The organism is Arthrobacter sp. Y3221157 (assembly GCF_059089865.1).
The window spans coordinates 12,340-32,172 of the sequence record NZ_JBNHFD010000009.1 but is presented as its reverse complement, the minus strand read 5'-3'; the positions used below and the strand labels follow the sequence as shown (position 1 = coordinate 32,172).

Below are 19,833 nucleotides of genomic sequence, written 5' to 3'. Positions count from 1 at the left end.
GACTGGGGCTGCACCCTTTGTTGGATGACCGGCTGAGGCTGGCCTATCATTTGCCATAACCCCTCAACTCCCCGTACGGAGAACTTGCCCCATGCTCCCCTCTGAACAGCCCTTGAACACCAACGAGCAGATCCAGAACCTCATCCTGGACAGTGCCGATTTCGAGGACTTCCTCAACGAGCTGGCGCGGTTCTCCGCGCACCAGGTGGCAGGCGATGGAGAAGACGCCCTCTGTGGTATTACCCTTCTGCGTGACCGCAAGGCGGCCACCATCGGCTGGAGCAGCGACTCGGCGCGGGAAGTGGACGAGATCCAGTACTCCCTGGCACAGGGCCCCTGCCTGACTGCGGCCGAGGAGGAGCGTGAGGTCCACGTGCCGGACCTCCTTCAGGAGAACCGCTGGGGTCCCGACTACGCGAATGCGGTGGCCTCGCATGGCCTCCGGTCCGTGCTGTCCCTGCCCTTCAACCTGCAGGGTGAAGCCAAAGCGGCGCTCAACCTGTACTCCGACGTTCCGCGCAAGTTCGATGAAAAGGCTGCCGCGAAGGCCCGCGGCTACACCCGGGAGATCTCCCAGGCCCTGCGGCTGGCGGTGCGGTTCTCGCTGCATACGGACAGTGCGGCCAACCTCCGTGCCACGCTGGAGTCCCGCACTATCATCGATATCGCCGTGGGAATCGTGATGGCCCAGAACCGGTGCAGCCAGCAGGCGGCAGTGCAGATCCTCACCGAGGCTTCAAGCAACAGCAATACGAAACTGCGGGATATTGCGCGGTCCCTGGTTGATTCAGTGGGTGGCAGCGGCACCCGGACGCATTACCAGGAGCCAAGCCAGAGGCAGTCCGACCAGACTGCCTGAGGCCCGGCGACGTTACCGGCGGGTTGTGCCCGGCTCGGACTCGGGGTTACGCTTACCGAGGTTGAGCCGTCGGCCATAGACACCCTTTTTTGGAGTACCTATGGACCGCACACTGAACGCCCTCGTTAATCTCGACGTCCCCGCCGATACCGTGCGGATTGATGTCCGGGGGAGCCTGAACAACGAGTCACGCCCCGACCTTGTGCACATCATCCGCCGCGTCAGGCGCATGGGCATCCGCTCGCACATCCGGGTTGACCTTTCCCGGGCTGCGCTGGTGGAGTCGGCGGCACTGGCGGGGCTGCGGAGCGACCTCAACGCCATGGACATCACCGCGCTGGCAGGAATTGACGGTGCCGGCGTGTCCCTCCAGGTCTCCACACCCACTGCCAGTTGGGCAACTCCTGCCGGTCCGGCGGGCCGGACTTTCCCTGTTCCCGTCGACGATTCCCCCCTTCCTGACGTCAACCGGGACTTCCTGGGCGTCCCGGCTGCCCGGCTGGAGGAGCTGTTTTGCCGGCCGCTGCAGGAATACTCGGGTGAAGAGCTCCTTGCGGCCAGCGACACCCTGTTCGCCCTGCTGGACAACCCCAGGGCACTCGCAGGCTCGGACCTCCTGGGCCGCTACAACGACATTGGCCGGGAAATCCTCCGGCGCAGGCAGCATCCGGAAGCGCCGTCAAGCGCGGCAGAGGACCGGACAGCCATCTGACCCGGCGTCACTGAATGGTTACACCCCGCTGCTTGCGGTGGTGTCTTCGGTTGTGCCTACGGTAGAGGCGTGCCGTATGAGGGGGACGTAAATCCGCAGGACCGGCGCGGGTCTTCCGCGGCCCGCCTGCTGGCGGAAGCGGCTGCCCTGAAACGCTTTTCCCGGCGCACGTTCCTCACTGTTGCCGGCGCCTCAGGATTGCTGGCGGCGGACATGCTCCTCACCCGGGAGGTCCAGTCGCAGCGCCGGACCAATAGGATCCTGCCCGTAACGGACAACTTCGCAGATGCGTACTATCCGGACGCCAGCTGGTTCCTCTTCCCCGGCTACAAAACCAGCTGGGAAGAAGCGCAGTGGATACTGAACTCCCTGCGCGGGTCCCTAAACAAGCGGGCCCGGCTGGCCGCCGTCGGATACTCCAACCAAGGGCTGGATATTGATCGGGTGGTGATCGCAGTGATCGAGTACGTCCGCGCCCAAAAGCTCACCAAGCTCTTCTTCTACGGGCACAGTTTCGGCGGCATGGTGGCAACCCAGGTGGCCGCCCGGCTCCTGGAGCTCCACGGCGTGGAGGTGCAGTTCATCGTGCTGGACTCCAGCCCGTACAGCAAGCATGACGTCCTCGACCAGAGCTGGTTCGATGGCGTGGTGTTCCTCTACGAGCGCGGCTTCCGGTTCCCGTCCGCCCTCCGTGGCGGCTACGAACTGGGCGAACGCGTGATCCACAAGGACGAGCGCAGTTGGCGGCAGATACTGGACCAGACGCTGGAACAGCTGTCCCCGATCGCACCGTCCAGCGTGCTGGTCCAGACGGAATCCGCCTACATCTACTACTTCGACGGGTCCCGGTTCGCAGGCCGGATCGGCAACGCCAAGATGGCCTACATCGGGAACCCGAGAGACCGCACCGTGCGTTACCAGACCGCAGCCGAGGCCTGGGCCGTGGCGTTCAAGGACAACATGGTCTCCACCGACCTGCAGACCACAGATGCAGCCCCCGCCCACGCCAGCCCCGGCTGGAATCCCAACGTGTACAACCCCATCCTGGAGGAACTGATGAACGGCTTCTTCCCGCTGCCCCGGGGCGGGTCCAGGGTGAGTGTGTTCTAGAGCTGGTTTTTCAGGTCCGCCACCGAGTTCAGGACCTGGTTGGGCCGGAACGGGTAGGCGCCGATGTCATCCCGTCCGGTGATCCCCGTGAGGACCAGGACGGTATGCAGGCCCGCCTCCATGCCCGCAATGATGTCCGTGTCCATCCGGTCCCCGATCATGGCGGTGGTCTCGGAGTGCGCATCGATCTGGTTCATGGCGGAACGGAACATCATGGGGTTCGGTTTGCCGACGATGTACGGTTCCCTGCCGGTGGCCTTGGTGATCAAAGCTGCGATTGCCCCTGTTGCGGGCATGGGGCCGTCCTTGGACGGACCGGTGGCATCCGGGTTGGTTGCGATGAAGCGGGCACCGGCGAGGATCAGCCGGATGGCGGTGGTAATGGCCTCGAAGGAATAGGTGCGCGTCTCGCCAAGCACCACGAAGTCCGGGTTCTGGTCGGTGAGGATGAAGCCTGCCTCGTGGAGCGCCGTCGTAAGCCCTGCCTCGCCGATTGTGTAGGCCCTGTTGCCGGCTTCCGAACGCACCTGGTCCTTGAGGAACTGCGCGGTGGCCAAGGCCGAGGTCCAAATGTTCTCCTCGGGGACCTCCAGGCCGGAGGAACGCAGCCGGGCGGCAAGGTCGCGCGGGGTGAAAATGGAGTTGTTGGTCAGCACCAGGAAGCGCTTGGATGTGTCCACCCACCGCTGGATCAGTTCAGCTGCACCCGGGATTGGCTGGTTCTCGTGGACCAGGACGCCGTCCATGTCCGTCAGCCAGCACTCAATGTCCTGGCCGCTGCGGTAAACCGCCGGGTTGCCTACTACCTGGTCTGCTTCTGCCACGCTTGCCTCCACCCGTTGATGTTTGGTCCAGTGGTCCAGTCTAGTGTTGAGGGGTGAACCCAACGCCCGGCACGCCTGACCCCGCCAACCCGCAGCCCGAGGAGGCCGGGGCACCTAACGCGGAAGTCGGCGTCGGACCCTGGGAAGGCGACCTGCCGGAAGGCGACCACTGGGACCCGGACCTGCTGGCCGACGGCGACCGCCGCAACGTGCTGGACAAGTACCGCTACTGGAAGCACGAGGCGATCGTGGCGGAACTGGATTCCCGCCGGCACAACTTCCATGTGGCCATCGAGAACTGGCAGCACGACCTCAACATCGGCACGGTGGTGCGGACCGCCAACGCGTTCCTCGCCAAAGAGGTCCACATCATCGGACGACGGCGGTGGAACCGGCGCGGCGCCATGGTCACCGACCGCTACCAGCACGTCCGCCACCATCCCACCGTGGAGGACTTCGTGGCGTGGGCGCAGGGCGAGGGCCTGGCGATCATAGGAATCGACATCTTTCCCGACTCCGTGCCCCTGGAAACCTACGAACTGCCCAGGGACTGCGTGCTGGTTTTCGGCCAGGAAGGTCCGGGCCTCACGCCCGAGGTCCACGCTGCGGCCGAGGCCACCTTGTCCATTGAACAGTTCGGCTCCACCAGGTCCATCAACGCCGCCTCCGCAGCAGCCATCGCCATGCACGCCTGGGTCCGCCGGCACGTCTTCAACCAGCATGTGTAGCGGGCAGCGGGGCACGTCATCCCAACTCGCTGGAGTGTTACCGAGGGCTGACCCGAATCGCCTGGGCTGTGGCGGATATCGCTAGGATGGTGCTAGCCGTAAAGCGGTCTACGGGTTACCAGCCCTCAGACGAAACTCAGCATAGGAGTCAGCATGCCCATTGCAACCCCAGAGATCTACTCCGAAATGATCGACCGCGCGAAGGCAGGCGGCTTCGCTTACCCGGCCGTGAACGTGACCTCCTCGCAGACCCTGAACGCCGCACTGCGGGGTTTCGCCGAGGCTGAGTCCGACGGCATCGTCCAGGTTTCCACCGGCGGTGCCGCCTACTGGTCCGGCGCCTCCACCAAGGACATGGTGGCCGGTTCCCTGGGCTTTGCAGCCTTCGCCCGCGAGGTGGCAAAGAACTACGGCGTGAACATCGCGCTGCACACCGACCACTGCCCCAAGGACAAGCTGGACGGCTTCGTCCTGCCGCTGCTGGCCGCCTCCGAGGCTGAGGTCAAGGCCGGCCGCAACCCGCTGTTCAACTCCCACATGTGGGACGGCTCCGCCGAGACGCTGCAGGAAAACCTGCGCATCGCCCGCGAGCTGCTGGAGCGCACCGCCGCCGCCAAGATGATCCTCGAGGTTGAAATCGGCACCGTGGGCGGTGAAGAGGACGGCGTTGAGAACGAGATCAACGAAAAGCTCTACACCACCGTTGAGGACGCCCTGGCCACCGTTGAGGCGCTGGGTGCCGGCGACCACGGCCGCTACATCACCGCGCTGACCTTCGGCAACGTCCACGGCGTCTACAAGCCCGGCGGCGTCAAGCTCCGCCCGGAGATCCTCAAGGACATCCAGGCCCAGGTAGGCGCGAAGATCGGCAAGGAAAACCCGTTCGACCTGGTGTTCCACGGCGGCTCCGGCTCCTCGGACCAGGAAATCGCGGACGCGGTCTCCTACGGCACCATCAAGATGAACATCGACACCGACACCCAGTACGCCTACACCCGTCCGGTGGCCGACCACATGTTCAAGAACTACGACGGTGTCCTGAAGGTGGACGGCGAAGTGGGCAACAAGAAGACCTACGACCCCCGCGTCTGGGGCGCCTCCGCCGAAGCCGGGCTCGCAGCCCGCGTGGTGGAAGCCACCAAGCAGCTCGGCTCGGCCGGAAAGACCTTCTAAATGTCGGACGAGTTCCGCAGGAACCTCATGGGTCCGGAGCCCACGCTCCTGCCCGCCGAGACCGAGGTGTACCAGCATCTCGCCCTGGGCCAGGAAGCTGTGGACCTGGTGGCGAAGAACCCCACGTCCTCGCTCCTGTGGGCCATCCTGGCCGAAGAGGCGTGGGCAGAGGGGCGCACCATCGACTCCTACGCCTACGCCCGGGTGGGCTACCACCGCGGGCTCGACGCGCTGCGCCGCAACGGCTGGCGCGGCGCCGGCCCCATCCCCTGGGAGCATGAGCCCAACCGCGGGTTCTTGCGCGCCCTGTACTCGCTGGGGCGGGCCTCGGCAGCCATCGGTGAGCCGGAGGAGCCGGAGCGCATCGAGAAGTTCCTCAAGGACTCCGATCCCACGGCCAAGGCAGCCATCGAAGGCGCCTAATTACTGGGCCCACGCCCGCAGGGGGCGGGTGGGGACGACGGCGGGCGGCCACCTTGGTGAAAGGTGACCGCCCGCCGTCGTACGTCCCGGGTGGGGTTAGCTGGATTTCTGCAGACCCGTCCGGGCCATGGCGTCGGCGTAGGCGACGCGCATGTCCTCCAGGTATTCCGCCTGGCGGGCCGGGGAACCGGCAAACGCGCGGCCGCTGAGGGAGCGCACCTTGTAGGTCTTGAGCCCCCGGCGCCACAGGAGGGGCACCTCGGTCTTCAGCAGCAGGTTTGCCAGGCGGTTGGCTTCGGTGCCATGAGCCACGATCACGGATGCGCGGGGCACCAGCGCCAGGAATTTGAGCAGCGGCTTGAGGCCGGACTGGATCTGGTCCGGAGTGAACTTCCCGTTGGCCTCGCCGGGGACGTGCCACGGGTGGACGTTCCACGGGATCACGAACTCCGGGCGGAGGCCCAGCTTCCACTGGATCCCGAGCATGCGGGTGGCGGCATCCTGGTCGCCGGCGGTGATGAAACCTGACGGATCTGCTTCACCGATGTTCGAGAACAGGCTGATGATGCGGCATTCTTCGACGTCGTGCATGGGATCGACGTAGGGAACCGTGGTGCCGGGCCTGGTCTCCTGCAGGGAATCGCACAGTTCGTTGACGGCGGCGACGTTGGGCTCGTAGCGGCGGCTCAGGAGTTGGTCATGGAATGATTCGGGGGCCAGTGCTGTCATGTACTGCTGGGTCTCCTGCGGGGATTGGCGGTGCGTCCGCCGGCGGAGTCGGGCGCGAGGAGGCGCGGCGCATCAGCGGCGGTAATTGGGGGTGGGCCGGTTCCTGGCCGGCCTTGTCCAGTCTACCAAGCCCCGCGAAGCGAAACGCCGGTGGTCCCGCTTCGCGGCAAAAGGAAGCAAACCCGACAAACCTCGACAAACAGCTGTCGAGGTTTGTCGAATTGATTGACAGAAACCGTTTACCTTGGTTGGCTGTTGTCACAGTCGCAATGGGGGACATGGCGGCTGGAGGCACCTAATGCACTCGAAAGAGGTAACGCGCTGTGAAAAAATCCTTGAGGGTCCTTGCTGTGTCCGGAGCGCTGGCACTCGCCGTCGTCGCGGGACCGGCCCCGCTGGCTCAGGCCGTGGGCGAAGGCCCCAACTATGACGGCAACGGACAGATCACCACCTCTAAGCTGGCCACCTATGACCAGATGGTTTCCTTCCTGAAGGACCAGGACGCCAAGCAGCAGGCGATGGAGCTGGAAGTCATCGGGCAGACCGTCAAGGGGCGGGACATCCACCTGGTCAAGTACATCTCGGACCCGGCCAAGCCCACCATCCTCTACCTCACGCAGCAGCATGGCAACGAACAGCTCACCACCGAGGGTGCGCTGGAATTCGTCAAGCACCTGGGGACGGGCAAGTCAGGGGACCTCCTGGCCGGCGTCAATATCCTGATCGTTCCCATGCTGAACGCAGACGGAGCCATGGGGGACGTGAACTTCCCGCTTGACGATTATGTTGCCAAGGGTGACCGCAACCTGACCCGCTACAACGCCGAGGGCGTGGACCTGAACCGCGACCATGTGGCCAAGGTCCAGCCCGAAACGCAGGCACTGCACAACAATGTAATGCGCAAGTACGACATCGACTACATGATCGACCTGCACCACCAGGGCACCCGGAGCGAGCGTGACGGCGAACTGGTTTCCGGCTCCATCCTGTACCCCACCACCCCCAACGCGGACCCCGCCGTCGTCGAAAGGTCCAAACAGCTGGGTGCCGTGGTGTTCGACAACGTTGACTCCACGGGCTGGGGCCACCTGGGCAAGTACCAGGGCGGCAGCGCCGAAACCATCAGCCGCAACGGCATCGCCGTGGAGTACGGGATTGCCACCCTGCTGTTCGAGATGCGCGGCATGTCCGACCACTACGCGGACGGCGTTGCGCTGGGCCTTCGCAGCAACGGCTACCTGATCAAGCAGACGGTCACCACCCTGACGTCCACCGCGGCGGCCATCGCGGACGGTTCAATCGCCGACGCCGACACCTCCTTCTGGGACAGCCTCGCCGAGCAGACCTCCCGGCCGGGCGGGGAAGCCGACGACGAGTAAGGCATAAGCCGCCGGCCATTGCCCTCCTTTACCTTCCGTAAAGGAGGGCGGTGGCCAAACGAGGGGACAAGGAGTGCCATCCGCTAAACTTGGGTGGTAAGGGCCCCGGGGCCATCGCGCCGCAGTTCCGTCCGCGGGACAATGCACGCCGGTCCACTCGGGGCATTCTCATGAACGGCGCTGCCCCAGGACTGCCACGATGTGGCGGGCTACCGGAGAGCCCGAACGAATGGGGGAGGATCCCATGCCAGCAATTGTGATCGTAGGAGCCCAGTGGGGCGACGAAGGTAAAGGCAAAGCCACCGACCTGCTGGGCGGCCGCGTCGATTACGTCGTCAAGCCGAACGGCGGCAACAACGCCGGGCACACCGTCGTCGTAGGCGGTGAAAAGTACGAACTCAAGCTGCTGCCGGCAGGCATTCTCAGCCCCAATGCCGTTCCCATCATCGGCAACGGCTGCGTAGTGAACCTCGAAGCACTGTTCCAGGAAATCGACGGGCTCCAGGCCCGCGGCGCCGACACCTCCAAGCTCCGCGTCTCCGCCAACGCCCACCTCGTGGCCCCGTACCATCAGGTGCTGGACAAGGTCACCGAGCGCTTCCTGGGCAAGCGTGCCATCGGCACCACCGGCCGCGGCATCGGCCCCGCGTACATGGACAAGGTTGCCCGCCTTGGCATCCGCGTGCAGGACGTCTTCGACGAGTCCATCCTCCGCCAGAAAGTGGAAGGCTCACTGCGGCAGAAGAACGAACTCCTGGTCAAGGTCTACAACCGCCGCGGCGTGGTGGTGGACGAGATCGTGGAGTACTTCCTGTCCTTCGCCGAGCGGCTGCGCCCGCTGGTCATCGACAGCACTCTGGTCCTGAACACCGCCCTTGACGAAGGAAAGGTGGTCCTGATGGAAGGCGGCCAGGCCACGTTCCTGGACGTCGACCACGGCACCTACCCCTTCGTCACCTCCTCCAACCCGACCGCAGGCGGCGCCTCGGTGGGCTCGGGCATCGGTCCCACCCGTATCTCCCGGTCCATCGGCATCATCAAGGCCTACACCACGCGCGTCGGCGCCGGCCCGTTCCCCACCGAGCTCTTCGACGACATGGGCCTGTACCTGCAGAAGACCGGCGGCGAGTTCGGCGTCAACACCGGGCGCCCGCGCCGCTGCGGCTGGTACGACGCCGTCCTGGCCCGCCATGCCTCCCGGGTTAACGGTTTCACGGACTACTTCGTCACCAAGCTGGACGTCCTCACCGGCATCGAGCAGATCCCCGTGTGCGTGGCCTACGACGTCGACGGCGTGCGCCATGACGAGATGCCGATGACGCAGACCGAGTTCCACCACGCCAAGCCGATCTTCGAGTACTTCGACGGCTGGACCGAGGACATCACCGGTGCCCGCACCCTGGCTGACCTGCCGGACAACGCGCGCAACTACGTCCTCGCCCTGGAGAAGCTTTCCGGCACGCGTTTCTCCGCCATCGGCGTGGGACCTGACCGGGACCAGACCATCGTGGTGAACGACCTCATCAACGACTGATCCCCCCAGCACAGCCAGTCCTGAAGCGGCGGCGGCGGACCACCATCCCTGGGTCCGCCGCCGCGGCATTTAAGCCGCATTTGAGGTGGCAGGCAATTTACACAGGGTTAACCGTCCCGGTCTTGTAGGGCAGCGGACGCGGGCCGCAAACTTTTCTCATACTTGGTGTACCGATCACCTGCAGTTCCACATAATCCGCGGAAAGATCGCAGCGAGCCGTGCGTGCCGGCCGGCACGAGGGCATCGCCAGCATGATTCCCCTCTGGAAGGATGACGCTATGGCCGGGAACTTCGAAGTGTTTGTCGACGCGGACTCACTGTACAGGTTCCGGCTGCTGGGGCCCGACGGAACGGTAATGGCCGTCTCCCAGGCGTTCAAGGACAAGCACGCCGTCAAGGCAGGTATCGATTCCGTCCGTGAATGCGCCGGCACCGGATTGGTGACAGATCTTTGTCCGGCCGGGACAGTTTCCCCACCGGCGCCTCGTCCTGTCCACGAGGCTGCGCCGGCTGCTTCGCAAAGCGACTGCGGGCCGCGTGCCGCCGCGAGAGTGCACATTTCCAGCCTTGCCAAGGGTCCGCGCCGGCTGTCGGCGGCCCCGCGTTGGACCCGCGCCCTGGCACAGTAAAACACTTCCAAAAGTTTTTTGAGATTTTTCTGGATCCGCGTAACCCTTCCGCCCGCCCCGGCGATTACCTTTATGTAGCGCCGGCCTGGAACTTGTCCCCCATCACGTTCCAGGCCGGCTCTTCCCTTTCATCCGGCGGCAGGGGCAGCTCCTATTTCCGGAACCGGTGCCGCCGTGGCGATCCCGGTGAAGCAGTTACTGAGGGGTAAAGTTGGCCGGGGACAAGGCATTCCGTCTTGCGTGGTCTGTACTTGAACCAGCGTCCCCTCTTTGACTGAAAGCACTACGTCCGTGACTGATGCACTGACAGACGAGGCGCTCCGGGACCAGTCCCGGCAGCCCGCCGTTTACAGCCTCGTGTACCGGACATACGCGTCACAGGTCCTGGGCTACCTTACGGCCCGTGGAGTCGAAGATCCGGAGGCGGCAATGCAGGAAGTGTTCCTCTCCGTCCTGCCCCGGGTGGGCTCCGTGCATGGCGGTGCGGCAGGGCTTCGCACTTTCATCTTCTCGGTGGCCCACGCCCGAATGGTGGACGATCACCGCCGCCAGAGCCGCACTCCTGCGCACCTTACATTCGAGCCGGACCTCGACCACCGGGAGCATGCGTCGGCCGAATCCGAAGCACTGGAACGCATTTCGCCGCAGGAAGTCCTTCGGCTGCTTGAGGGCCTCCCCGATGACCAGCGGGAGGCCCTCTCGCTGCGCCTTGTTGCCGGGCTCACGGTGGAGCAGGCAGCGGAAGCAATGGACAAGAGCGCCGGCGCCGTCAAGCAGCTGCAGCGGCGGGCGCTCCTCAAATTGCGGGACCTCTCGGCAGTGAAGGAGTACCTCAAGCCATGACCCCCCACGTTTCCGGCCTGCCCGCGCTGGTCGATGACATGCTCGTCGACGCCGGCCATGCCGAAGATGCGGAACTCCGCGCCGCCCTTCTCACCCTGGGAACCCTGGCATCCCTTCCTGTGCCGGCGCCGTCGGGGGAACTTGCCAAGCTTTTGGCCGGCGACATCACCTCCGGTGCGCCGGACGATGAACTCGCCCGCCGCCGTCGCCGTCGCATCCAACGGCCCACCGTGCTGGGGCTTGCCCTCGCAGCGGGCATGGCAACAGGGATAGGCGGAGTCGCTGCCAGTTCCCCGGTGGCTATGCACGCCGGCAGCTCCTCGGTGCAGGAACTGCTCGAAGACTGGCGGCCGTCCTGGAGCATTGCGGTCCAGGCTGCTTCCGGATTCCCGCAGCCGGACACCCCGGGCGTGGATCCCGCGTCGGCGGCAGTTGACCCCGGGAGTGACGGACCCGCCGTCCCTGCCACTGGTTTCGACGGGCAGCCTGCCGGGCAGCAACCTGCTCCCCACCGGGTACCGGGGACACCCGGCCCGGAGCAGCAAGCGCCGCAGGAAAAGGGCGACGTTTCCAACGGCGGCCGGGAGGACAACCCGCAGGCGCCAGGGCAGGACCGTGGCCCCTCAGGAAGTTCGGCCACCGACCTCCCCGGCGCCGGACAGTCCCGCGGAGACAGCTTCCCCGGTGAGGAAAAGCTGGCAGGGGAAGGCAGCCTCGCCGGGGATGCGGTGAAGCCGCGGGCGGAAGCCGCAGAGCTCGTGAACGGCACCCCTGCAACCGCCGGCAAGCAAGCACCTGGCGACAACTGGCGGCAGAAATTCGATCGGTGACAGTCACGGCAATACTGACCGGCAGCCGCGGCGACCAATGGACACGCAGGTAGGCTAAGCCCATGGGCCACACTAACGATCCAGCTGTCATCGAACGACTGATGCGGACGAAGGGCCGTTGGGCCATCGTGGGCCTCACCACCAACGAATGGCGCGCCGCCTACGACACGTCACTGTTCATCCGCGACCGGCTGGGGATGGACATCATCCCGGTCAACCTGCCCGGCGACCCGGTGCACGGCGAAGAGGGGTACCGCAGGCTCAGGGACATTCCCCCTGAAAAGCACCCCATCGACGTCGTGGACTGCTTTGTGAACTCCCAGCGGGTGGGAGCGGTGGTGGACGAGGCGATCGCCGTGGGGGCGAAGGCAGTTTGGCTTCAGCTTGGCGTGATCGATGAGGACGCGGCGGCGCGGGCCAAGGCAGCGGGCCTGGACGTGGTGATGGACGTCTGTCCCGCGCAGGTGGCCTGGCAGTTCAACCTTTGACCCCTGCCGGCGGTTGAAGTGCACCCTAGCGCTTCATCAGCTCCGGATAGTGCCGTTCGGTGACATCCGGGTGGGCGCGCATCCGGCCCTTGAGCATATTCATCCCGAAGGATGACAGCAGAGGGTTCGCCGGATCATCGGTGATGCCGCGCGCTGCCGCCCTGAGCTCCGGCGGCAGCGGAACTGGGCCGATGACGGCGTCGAGCCGGGGCGACCAGAAGAACGGCACCGAGTAGCGGTCCACCCCGGGCGGAGGCGCCTGGACCCGGTGGATGGTGGCAGCAAGGTACCCCTCCGTGGCCACTTCCAGCATTTCGCCCAAATTGACCACCAGCGCGCCGGGGATGGGTTTCACCGGTATCCATCCCGTGGTGCCGGGCGGCTGTACTTCCAGCCCGCCCACCTCGTCCTGCAGCAGGAGGGTGACGAAGCCGTAGTCTGCATGCGAACCTACCCCCTGGTCGCCGGCCTCCTCCACCACACCGCCCACGTAGTGGACCAGCTTCCCCATCCACGCAGGGGAATCACGGAACGGCTCGTCAAAGTAGTCCTCGGGCAGCTGGAGTGAGACAGCGATGGCGCGGAGGAGCTCCATGCCTACCGAGGACATCAGCTCCGCCCATGCCATCGCAGCCGGCTTGAGCTCCGGAAAAGACTCGTCCGGCCAGAGGTTGGGGCCCTGGAGCAGCCAATACGGTTCGTCCGGCGGATAGTCGCTGACCGGCTCACGTTCAGGGGAGTAGTCAATCTGCTCGCGCGCGTCCGCCTTTCCCTGGGTCACTTCGGTGCCCATGCGCGTGTACCCGCGGAAATGGGGCGACAGCCGGTTGTCCAGCTTCAGCCGTTCCTCAAGGGGAAGGTCGAAGAAGCGCCTGATGACGTCCAGGAGGTGGTCCGCCTGGCCGGGCGCCCCGCCGTACCCCGTAATCTGGAAGAAACCGACGTTGTGGGTGGCGTGCCGCAGCTGCTCGATGAATTCCGGACTGAAAGACCCGTAGGGCTGCCGTGCGGTGCTTAGGTCCAGAACAGGAATGCTGCCCTGATCGTTCGACATCCTCGCAGACTAGCACCGCTGCGGCCTGCTTTATAGGCTGGCTTCATGGACCCCGACGCGCTACGGATGATCTGCCTGTCCTTCCCGGGCGCCTACGAGGATTACCCGTTCGGGCCGGAGACGGCAGTATTCAAGGTCCGTGCCCGCAGCGGCGGCGGAACTGCGTCCGGGGGCAAGCTCTTCGCCTTGTCCTCGCTGGACCTCCGGGACTTCTACGTGAACCTCAAATGTGAGCCGTCCCTGGCCGTCCAACTGCGTGCAGCACACCCCGAGATCACGGGTGCCTGGCATATGAACAAGACCCACTGGAACGGCGTGCGCCTGGACGGGGCACTGCCGGATGACATGGTCCGCGACATGGTGGAAGACTCCTACGACCTGGTGGTGGCGGGCCTCAACCGGAAGCAGCAGGAACAGCTGGGGTGGGCGCGCCTGTCCGGTGCCGACGGGACAAAGCAGTGACCGGGAAGCCGCTGGTGAAGGGCACCGTGAACTACCCGGGCGTGGGGAGCACGGAGCGCGGTGCAGTTCCTGCAGGATTCACGGGCGTCCTGGAAGAAGCCCGCCTGGGCACCGGCATGGACGTCTACCGGCGCGTGGCGCAAGGCATCCTGGTGTGGGAGCTGCACAGGCGGGCGGGGCTGCGGGTCCGGACTGATTCACCCGCAGTTGTGCCCGGAGCCCGGGTGGTGAGCGGGTTCGGTGCGGGGCCATTCCGCCTCAACGCACCATGCGAGGTGGTCTGGGTCCATGAGCCTTCCCCGGACGGCATGCCGCAGGCGGCCGGTTTCGGCTACGGGACCCTGCCGGGGCACCCTGCCCGCGGCGAGGAGTCCTTCGAGGTGGAAATCAACAGGGCCGGTGAGGTGTTCCTTCGGATCCGGGCCTTCAGCAAGCCCGGCAACTGGTTCTACGCCGCGGGCGGACTGGTGACCAGGGCCGCGCAGCGCTATGTGACTTCCCGGTACATTGAAGGGGCACGAACACTCGCCGCGGAAGGAACTCCCCAGTGATCTTTATCGTCGTCAAGTTCAAGGTGAAGCCGGAATGGTCGGAGCGCTGGCTGGGCCTGGTGGATGGCTTCACGGAGGCCACCAGGGAGGAACCCGGAAACCTCTGGTTCGACTGGTCCCGCAGCGTGGACGATCCCAACGAGTTCGTCCTGGTGGAAGCCTTCAAGGACGATGCCGCGGGTGACCACGTCAACAGCGTCCATTTCAAGCAGGCCATGGTTGACATGCCGCAGGCGCTCGCCGAAACCCCCAGGATCATCAGCCGCCAGCTCGAGGGCGACGGCTGGGACCGGATGGGTGAGCTCACCATCGAGTAGGAAGGCCCGGACCTGTGTGGATCGGCTGGATCGAGTTCGACATCCTCCTGGGCGACGTCCACAGCCTGAAGGGGAAACGGTCCGTCGTCAGGCCCCTGCTCGCCGAACTCAAGCGCCGCTTCGATGTCTCGGTGGCAGAAGTGGGCGACCATGACCAGTACCGGCGCTCAAAGGTTGGCGTTGGCCTGGTGGCCGCGGACCGAGCGCACCTCGTTGAGGTGCTCGACGCCGTCGACCGCTTCGTTGCCGGGCGCCCTGAAATCGAACTGCTTAGCGCCCGGCAGCGGGAGATCCACAGCGAGGACTGACGCGGCTACCAGGCCGCGTTCCAGGTGATTTCGGCCAACCTGGCCTGCCCCTGGAGGCTGGGGTGGAAGTAATCCAGCGTGCTCACGTCGGCAGGGCTGGGTACGTGGGCGAAAACAGCCCCGCCATCGGTGCGGCAGCCCTCGTACCGGGCACAGGTTTCGGCCAGCACGGAGTTGAAGGCCTGATGGCGCTGGAGGAGCTGCTGCCGCTGCTCTTCGGTCGCTGAGGCACCGAACATGGCCGGGCAGATCCGGCCGGCGGACCAGGCCGACAGGGCGGCGGGCTCGGCACGCAGGACAATCCACAGCTGATGGATATCCGGGATGCTGCTGACCAGCACCCTGGGTGGAGGTGACATTTGATCCAGGATCATCAACGCCTCAGCCACATGCGAGCGGAACTCGTCCACGGGTGTCATGCTTTCCACGGAAGCCGTACACAGATCGTTGGCCCCTGCCAGAACGGTGACGTATGCGGCATGGCTTTCGGCTGCTTGGGCGGCTTGCCGGGGCAAATCTGCAACCTTCGCCCCGCTGACGGAGTGGTTGAAGTTGTTCCCCCTGATGGCCGGCTCCAGACGGAGCAGCCGTTCGTAATGGCTGGCCACGCCGTCGCCGGGGACGTCACCGGTGGACCAGGACTGTCCGGGGTGGTCACCGGCGCTGCAGCAGGCGCTGTTGGCCTGGGATATGGAATCACCCAGGGCGGCAATGCTGCGGGGGAAGGCTGTCCCGGTGGCAGGAGGCGGAGTCGGTGCGGCCGCGATCACGATAAGGACCGGCAACAGCAGCACAGCCAGGAACCTTGCCAGCTTGCCCATAGGACGATTAAAGCGGAAATCCGCGTCCCCTCCGGAGGGAACGCGGATTTCCGCTTTGCGGGTGGGGAATCAGCCGAAGTACTTCGGCAGGGTCCCTTCATGGGCTTCGCGGAGGGCGTCCAGGGACAGGCTCTCCACGCCGTTGATCTCAAGCGCGCCGCTGGCCGCATCCACCACACCGATGCGGGTGTGGGCAAAGCCGCGGGCGGTGCACATGTCCGTGAACCGCACTTCCTCGGAGCGGGGAACGCCAACAACTGCGCGGCCCTGGGACTCGGAGAACAGCGCCGTGAACAAGTCCACGCCGTCGCGGTCCAGGACGTCCTGCAGCGCGATCCTGGCACCCACGCCGTAACGGAGCGAGGACTCCACCAGGGCTGCGGCGAGGCCGCCCTCGGAGAGGTCGTGCGCCGAGTCGATCATGCCATCACGTGAGGCGTTGATGAGGATCTCGCCCAGGGCGCGCTCGGCGTCGAGGTCCACCTTCGGCGGCTGACCGCCCAGGTGGCCGCGCATGTTGGCCCATTCGGAACCGTCCAGTTCGGCCGCGGTGGTGCCCAGCAGGTAGATGGCCTGGCCATCCTCGCGCCAGCCCGACGGCGTGCGGCGGGCGACGTCGTCGAGCTTGCCCAGCACTGCCACCACGGGGGAGGGGTGGATGGGCGTGGTGCCCGTCTGGTTGTACAGCGAGACGTTGCCGCCGGTGACCGGGATGCCCAGCACCATGCAGGCGTCCGACAGGCCGCGGATGGCCTCGGCCAGCTGCCACATGACGTCCGGGTCCTCGGGGGAGCCGAAGTTCAGGCAGTCGCTGACAGCCATGGGCACCGCGCCGGAGGTGGCAACGTTGCGGTAGGCCTCAGCCAGCGCCAGCTGCGCACCGTGGTAGGGGTCCAGGTAGGTGTAGCGGCCGTTGGCGTCGGTGGCCAGGGCAACGCCCAGGCCCGTTTCCTCGTCCACGCGGACCACGCCGGCGTCATCCGGGAATGCCATGGCGGTGTTGCCGCCCACGTACCGGTCGTACTGGTCCGTGATCCATGACTTGGAGCACATGTTCGGCGACGCCACGAGTTCGGTGACGGCCTTGGCCAATTCCGCGGGGGCTGCGGGCCGGCCGGCGTCCTGCACGGATCCGGTGAAGGTGTCGGCCTGCAGGGCGTCCTGCCACTCGGGGCGGGCAAACGGACGGTCGTAGACCGGCCCGTCGTGCGCCACGGTGCGGGGATCGACGTCGACGATTACTTCGCCTTCCCAGGTGATGATGAGGCGGCCGGTGTCGGTCACTTCGCCGAGCCAGGAGTACTCCACCGCCCACTTGTCCATGACGGCCTCAAACGCTTCCACGTTCTCCGGGGTCACCACGGCCATCATGCGTTCCTGCGACTCGGACATCAGGATCTCGCCCGGGGTCAGGGTGGGGTCGCGCAGCAGGACGGAGGTCAGCTCAACCTGCATGCCGCCGTCGCCGTTGGAGGCAAGCTCCGACGTTGCGCAGGAAATGCCTGCGGCGCCCAGGTCCTGGATGCCCTCCACGAGGGAGCCCTTGAACAGTTCAAGGCAGCACTCGATCAGGACCTTCTCGGCGAAGGGGTCGCCCACCTGGACGGCGGGACGCTTGGACGGCTTGGTGTCGTCGAAGGACTCGGAGGCCAGCACGGAGGCGCCGCCGATGCCGTCACCGCCGGTGCGTGCACCGAACAGGACCACCTTGTTGCCCTTGCCCGAGGCGTTGGCCAGGCGGATGTCCTCGTGGCGCATGACGCCAACGGCGAGGGCGTTGACCAGCGGGTTGCCCTGGTAGACGGAGTCGAAGACCATCTCGCCGCCGATGTTCGGCAGGCCCAGCGAGTTGCCGTAGCCGCCGATGCCGGCCACTGCACCGTGCATCACGCGTGCCGTGTCCGGGTGGTCGATGGCGCCGAAACGCAGCGGGTCCATGACCGCCACCGGACGGGCGCCCATGGAGATGATGTCGCGGACAATGCCGCCGATGCCGGTCGCGGCGCCCTGGTAGGGCTCAACGAACGACGGCGAGTTGTGCGATTCGATCTTGAAGGTCACGGCCCAGCCGTCCCCCAGGTTGGTGACTCCGGCGTTCTCGCCGATGCCCACCAGCATGTCCTTCTTCATCTCCTCGGTGACCTTCTGGCCGAACTGGCGCAGGTGGTTCTTGGAGGACTTGTAGGAGCAGTGCTCGCTCCACATCACCGAGTACATGGCCAGTTCCGCGCCGGTGGGGCGGCGGCCCAGGACCTTGACGATCTCGTCGAATTCGTTCTGCTTGAGGCCCAGCTCGGCCCAGGGCAGCTCGGTGTCCGGGGTCTTGGCCGCGTTCTCGACCGTGTCGATGTTGAACTTCTTGGTGGTGTCGATGCTCACTTGTCGCCTCCCACAATCTTGGTCAATACGGAGGTGAAGAAGCCCAGGCCGTCAGTGTCGGAGCCGCCGATGCCGTCCAGCGATTCCGGCCCAAAACCGGGTTCGGTGGCGTGCTCCGGGTGCGGCATGAGGCCCACCACGTTGCCCGCGGCGTTGGAGATACCCGCGATGTCGCGGCGGGACCCGTTCGGGTTGAAGCCGACATAGCGGAACACCACGCGGCCCTCGGCCTCCAGTGCGTCGAGGGTTTTCTCGTCCGCGATGTACTGGCCGTCCTGGTTCTTCAGCGGGATGGTGATTTCCTGGCCCGCCTGGTAGTCCAGGGTCCAGGCCGTCGCGTTGTTTTCCACGCGCAGCACCTGGTCCCGGCACAGGAACTTCAGGTGGTCGTTCTTGATCATCGAACCGGGCAGCAGGTGCGACTCGGTAAGGATCTGGAAGCCGTTGCAGATGCCAAGGACGGGAAGCTTGGCGTCGCTGTTGGCGGCGTCGATGATCCTGGACATGAGCGGGGCGAAGCGGGCGATTGCGCCGGCACGCAGGTAGTCACCGTAGGAGAAACCGCCGGGGATGACGACGGCGTCCACGTCACCAAGTTCGGTATCGCCGTGCCACAGTTCGACGGCGGTGCCGCCGGCGAGGCGCACGGCGCGGGCGGCGTCACGGTCATCCAGTGTTCCGGGGAAGGTGACAACGCCGATCTTCGCGCCCGCAAGCCGCGGGTTGGCGGCGACGGCCACAGCCTCGCCGATCAGGGGGAGTTCAGTCATCTCAGGCCTCGACGACCTCGACGTTGACGACGTCCTCGATCACGGGGTTGGAGAGGAGGGTCTCGGCGGCGTCGCGTGCCTGGGCCAGGATGGCCTCGGTCACCTCTCCGTCGACCGTCAGTTCAAATCGCTTGCCCTGGCGGACAGAGCTGAAGCTGGTGAAGCCCAGCCGGGGGAGAGCGCCAACGATCGCCTTCCCCTGGGGGTCCAGAATCTCGGGCTTGGGCATGACGTCAACAACGATCCGGGGCATCCGGTAACTCCTGTGCGTGAGCTTGGGTAATGGCGCAGCGGAGTGGTGCCGTCTCACGCCGTGCCGGGGTGTTGAGGGGCATGGTGGTCTTGCCTTGGACAACGTTGAGGACGGGCGCTCCGCGAGCTTGCCTTATCATTCTACCGGCCGGAACGGGCCTGCCTGTATTCGGCGGTTTCCGGGCCGGGGACCGTCCCGGCGTCGGCCATCGCCAGGCTGTCCGCCGGAGGTTCTGGAGTTGCTGGACCGGCTTCACTAGGATTGCTGGATGGCAGAGAATTCGAAGTCCGTCCTGTTGCCCGTAGTCGCCGTGGCGGTGTTCGCCGGACTGGGCAGGATGGTCCTGCAAAAACTGAAAGCGGACCGCCTGGCCAGGCAAAACCGTGTGGCGGGGCCCGTTGACGAGAAGACCCGGCAGTGGATCAGCGAGGTGGTCCGGACTCCCCGGCAGTAGCCGCTCCCTCCCTGCCGCAGTGTGTTGGGCGTCCTTCGGGATGCCCTTTTTTATGCCCGGCGCCCGCAGAAATAAGGCCTGTGACAACAAATACAATCTCCCACTGTGGCCTATGTCATATTCGTCTCTCACTCTGTACTGTTTGAACCGGCTGGTGTCATCCAATTACAAGATCTGTAAACCGATGTGCCATGCCAGTCGTT

General features: G+C 65.6%; 24 protein-coding genes. 17 read left to right on the top strand and 7 right to left on the bottom strand.

All coding sequences use genetic code 11. The features are described from left to right. Positions 1 to 91 precede the first annotated feature (91 nt). The 3 genes from AC5RTT_RS04740 (at position 92) to AC5RTT_RS04730 (ending at position 2,681) form a co-directional block, all read left to right on the top strand. Positions 92 to 859, top strand: a complete 768-nt coding sequence (locus AC5RTT_RS04740; protein WP_494144225.1) for a GAF and ANTAR domain-containing protein — start codon at positions 92 to 94, stop codon at positions 857 to 859. A gap of 100 nt (positions 860 to 959) precedes the next feature. Beyond that, the gene (locus AC5RTT_RS04735; RefSeq protein WP_494144224.1) at positions 960 to 1,571 is read left to right on the top strand and encodes a hypothetical protein; all 612 of its coding nucleotides are present in this window, start codon (positions 960 to 962) and stop codon (positions 1,569 to 1,571) included. 69 nt (positions 1,572 to 1,640) lie between these two features. Further along, entirely contained in the window at positions 1,641 to 2,681 is a 1,041-nt protein-coding gene (locus tag AC5RTT_RS04730; RefSeq protein WP_494144223.1) for an alpha/beta fold hydrolase, read from the top strand. Here the strand turns inward: AC5RTT_RS04730 and AC5RTT_RS04725 are convergent. After that, the gene (locus AC5RTT_RS04725) at positions 2,678 to 3,505 is read right to left on the bottom strand and encodes an HAD-IIA family hydrolase (protein WP_494010880.1); all 828 of its coding nucleotides are present in this window, start codon (positions 3,503 to 3,505) and stop codon (positions 2,678 to 2,680) included. The genes AC5RTT_RS04730 and AC5RTT_RS04725 overlap by 4 nt on opposite strands. A gap of 53 nt (positions 3,506 to 3,558) precedes the next feature. On the opposite strand from AC5RTT_RS04725, the gene AC5RTT_RS04720 reads away from it, so the two are divergent. From AC5RTT_RS04720 to AC5RTT_RS04710, 3 genes are all read left to right on the top strand, one after another. Further along, complete coding sequence (locus AC5RTT_RS04720; protein WP_494144222.1) at positions 3,559 to 4,233, top strand: TrmH family RNA methyltransferase; 675 nt, start codon at positions 3,559 to 3,561, stop codon at positions 4,231 to 4,233. 153 nt (positions 4,234 to 4,386) lie between these two features. Next, a complete protein-coding gene (fbaA, locus tag AC5RTT_RS04715; protein ID WP_494144221.1) occupies positions 4,387 to 5,406 on the top strand; it encodes a class II fructose-bisphosphate aldolase in 1,020 nt (339 codons plus the stop codon). Further along, positions 5,407 to 5,829, top strand: coding sequence for a DUF3151 domain-containing protein (locus AC5RTT_RS04710; RefSeq protein ID WP_494144220.1), 423 nt, complete (start codon positions 5,407 to 5,409; stop codon positions 5,827 to 5,829). Between the two features lie 96 nt (positions 5,830 to 5,925). On the opposite strand, the gene AC5RTT_RS04705 is transcribed toward AC5RTT_RS04710, so the two are convergent. After that, positions 5,926 to 6,558, bottom strand: coding sequence for a uracil-DNA glycosylase family protein (locus AC5RTT_RS04705; RefSeq protein WP_494144219.1), 633 nt, complete (start codon positions 6,556 to 6,558; stop codon positions 5,926 to 5,928). 323 nt (positions 6,559 to 6,881) lie between these two features. Between AC5RTT_RS04705 and AC5RTT_RS04700 the strand changes: the two genes are divergently transcribed. From AC5RTT_RS04700 to AC5RTT_RS04675, 6 genes are all read left to right on the top strand, one after another. Beyond that, complete coding sequence (locus AC5RTT_RS04700) at positions 6,882 to 7,937, top strand: M14 family zinc carboxypeptidase (RefSeq protein ID WP_494144218.1); 1,056 nt, start codon at positions 6,882 to 6,884, stop codon at positions 7,935 to 7,937. 244 nt (positions 7,938 to 8,181) lie between these two features. Further along, a complete protein-coding gene (locus AC5RTT_RS04695; protein ID WP_494010874.1) occupies positions 8,182 to 9,471 on the top strand; it encodes an adenylosuccinate synthase in 1,290 nt (429 codons plus the stop codon). A gap of 278 nt (positions 9,472 to 9,749) precedes the next feature. Further along, positions 9,750 to 10,100 (top strand): YegP family protein, encoded by a 351-nt coding sequence (locus AC5RTT_RS04690; protein ID WP_494144217.1) that lies wholly within the window; start codon positions 9,750 to 9,752, stop codon positions 10,098 to 10,100. Positions 10,101 to 10,391: 291 nt separating this feature from the next. Continuing rightward, complete coding sequence (locus AC5RTT_RS04685) at positions 10,392 to 10,943, top strand: RNA polymerase sigma factor (protein WP_494144263.1); 552 nt, start codon at positions 10,392 to 10,394, stop codon at positions 10,941 to 10,943. Then, on the top strand, positions 10,940 to 11,773 hold the full coding sequence (locus tag AC5RTT_RS04680; protein ID WP_494144216.1) for a hypothetical protein: 834 nt from the start codon (positions 10,940 to 10,942) through the stop codon (positions 11,771 to 11,773). Before AC5RTT_RS04685 ends, AC5RTT_RS04680 begins: the two co-directional genes overlap by 4 nt. Positions 11,774 to 11,835: 62 nt before the next feature. After that, positions 11,836 to 12,261 (top strand): CoA-binding protein, encoded by a 426-nt coding sequence (locus tag AC5RTT_RS04675; protein ID WP_494144215.1) that lies wholly within the window; start codon positions 11,836 to 11,838, stop codon positions 12,259 to 12,261. Positions 12,262 to 12,286: 25 nt separating this feature from the next. Here AC5RTT_RS04675 and AC5RTT_RS04670 read toward each other — a convergent pair whose 3' ends face one another. After that, a complete protein-coding gene (locus AC5RTT_RS04670) occupies positions 12,287 to 13,315 on the bottom strand; it encodes an isopenicillin N synthase family dioxygenase (RefSeq protein WP_494144214.1) in 1,029 nt (342 codons plus the stop codon). A gap of 45 nt (positions 13,316 to 13,360) precedes the next feature. Here AC5RTT_RS04670 and AC5RTT_RS04665 point away from each other — a divergent pair, with 45 nt between their 5' ends. Genes AC5RTT_RS04665 through AC5RTT_RS04650 form a run of 4 tightly spaced genes read left to right on the top strand, consistent with a single transcriptional unit; the run spans position 13,361 to position 14,953 of the window. Further along, positions 13,361 to 13,777, top strand: a complete 417-nt coding sequence (locus AC5RTT_RS04665; protein ID WP_494144213.1) for an MmcQ/YjbR family DNA-binding protein — start codon at positions 13,361 to 13,363, stop codon at positions 13,775 to 13,777. Beyond that, entirely contained in the window at positions 13,774 to 14,328 is a 555-nt protein-coding gene (locus AC5RTT_RS04660) for a DUF1990 domain-containing protein (protein WP_494144212.1), read from the top strand. The genes AC5RTT_RS04665 and AC5RTT_RS04660 overlap by 4 nt, the downstream gene beginning before the upstream one ends. Then, positions 14,325 to 14,645, top strand: coding sequence for a putative quinol monooxygenase (locus tag AC5RTT_RS04655; RefSeq protein WP_494144211.1), 321 nt, complete (start codon positions 14,325 to 14,327; stop codon positions 14,643 to 14,645). Before AC5RTT_RS04660 ends, AC5RTT_RS04655 begins: the two co-directional genes overlap by 4 nt. A gap of 14 nt (positions 14,646 to 14,659) precedes the next feature. Further along, on the top strand, positions 14,660 to 14,953 hold the full coding sequence (locus AC5RTT_RS04650) for a DUF503 domain-containing protein (protein ID WP_494010865.1): 294 nt from the start codon (positions 14,660 to 14,662) through the stop codon (positions 14,951 to 14,953). Between the two features lie 5 nt (positions 14,954 to 14,958). Here the strand turns inward: AC5RTT_RS04650 and AC5RTT_RS04645 are convergent, their stop codons facing one another. The 4 genes from AC5RTT_RS04645 to purS all read right to left on the bottom strand — a co-directional run bounded on the left by AC5RTT_RS04645 (position 14,959) and on the right by purS (position 19,176). After that, positions 14,959 to 15,774 carry an SGNH/GDSL hydrolase family protein gene (locus AC5RTT_RS04645; RefSeq protein ID WP_494144210.1) on the bottom strand — a complete coding sequence of 272 codons (816 nt, stop codon included), beginning with the start codon at positions 15,772 to 15,774 and terminating at the stop codon, positions 14,959 to 14,961. 69 nt (positions 15,775 to 15,843) lie between these two features. Continuing rightward, positions 15,844 to 18,153 (bottom strand): phosphoribosylformylglycinamidine synthase subunit PurL, encoded by a 2,310-nt coding sequence (purL, locus tag AC5RTT_RS04640; protein ID WP_494144209.1) that lies wholly within the window; start codon positions 18,151 to 18,153, stop codon positions 15,844 to 15,846. Next, positions 18,150 to 18,923, bottom strand: coding sequence for a phosphoribosylformylglycinamidine synthase subunit PurQ (gene purQ, locus AC5RTT_RS04635; RefSeq protein WP_494010862.1), 774 nt, complete (start codon positions 18,921 to 18,923; stop codon positions 18,150 to 18,152). Before purQ ends, purL begins: the two co-directional genes overlap by 4 nt. 1 nt (position 18,924) lies before the next feature. Further along, on the bottom strand, positions 18,925 to 19,176 hold the full coding sequence (purS, locus tag AC5RTT_RS04630) for a phosphoribosylformylglycinamidine synthase subunit PurS (RefSeq protein ID WP_009359059.1): 252 nt from the start codon (positions 19,174 to 19,176) through the stop codon (positions 18,925 to 18,927). Between the two features lie 268 nt (positions 19,177 to 19,444). On the opposite strand from purS, the gene AC5RTT_RS04625 reads away from it, so the two are divergent. Further along, positions 19,445 to 19,630 (top strand): hypothetical protein, encoded by a 186-nt coding sequence (locus AC5RTT_RS04625; RefSeq protein ID WP_494144208.1) that lies wholly within the window; start codon positions 19,445 to 19,447, stop codon positions 19,628 to 19,630. Positions 19,631 to 19,833: the final 203 nt, after the last annotated feature.